The sequence below is a fragment of the Mesorhizobium sp. WSM4844 genome (genome assembly GCF_055811775.1).
Window position 1 is genome coordinate 1 of record NZ_JBVVQB010000164.1, and the last position, 841, is coordinate 841.

Consider the following 841-nt stretch of genomic DNA (forward strand, 5'->3'; position numbering starts at 1 on the left):
TTCAGCTTGGCTTCCATCGGCCGCAGCAGAAGGCGTTCCGAATCCTCGGGCGAGATGCCCTGATAGATCAGGCTGACATACATCATCGGTATCGGAACGTCGGGTTCCGCTTCCTTCGGTGTCGACTGATAGGCGACCGCACCGGCAAGGATGAGGAACACCAGCACCGAAATGGTCAGCCTGGCATTGCTGATTGCGAGTTTGACGATATCCATGATTACTGCGTCCCGGCCGTCGCTTCGCCCAGCAGCTTCTGGATGGTCGCCTGGTCGGCCTCGACCGGCTTGACCACTTCGCCTTCCTTCACCAGTTCCTGGCCGGCGACGATGATGCGCGCTTCGGCAGGGATGCCGCCGAGCACCAGGCCGGTTGGCGTATCGTCGACCAGATCGATCGGGAAGAACACGACCTTGTTGTCCTTGTCGACGGCGCGGATGCCGAGGTCGCCCTTGTCGCCCAGCGTCACCACGGAGCGCGGCAGCATGACTGCGTCTGTCGGCTGCGCGCTCAGCGCGATCTCGGCGGTCATCCCGGCCGGAATAGTGCCCTCGGGGTTGGGGATTGCGATCTCGACGCGGAAGGTGCGGGTGGCGGACGAGGCGTCGCGGCTGATATAGCGCACGGTGCCCTCGACATTCTGGTCGCTGACCAACCGTACCTTCGCCTTGTCGCCGATCTTCAGATAGCCGAGTTCACGTTCGCTGACCTCGCCGCGGGCAATCACCGGATCGAGGCTCAAAATGGTCGCCACTTCGTCGCCCTGCATCACGGAACTGCCAAGCTCCACCGGCACCCGGTCGATGACGCCGTCGAACGGCGCCTTCACCTCGTTGCGGTCGAG

2 protein-coding genes are annotated in these 841 nt (G+C 63.3%); both read right to left on the reverse strand.

The genetic code is table 11. The features are described from left to right. Window positions 1-215 (reverse strand): hypothetical protein (locus AC0L2A_RS36250; protein ID WP_473612979.1); only part of this gene is annotated, 215 nt, incomplete at its 3' end. 2 nt (window positions 216-217) lie between these two features. Continuing rightward, the coding region (locus AC0L2A_RS36255) for an efflux RND transporter periplasmic adaptor subunit (protein ID WP_473612980.1) at window positions 218-841 on the reverse strand (624 nt) is incomplete at its 5' end.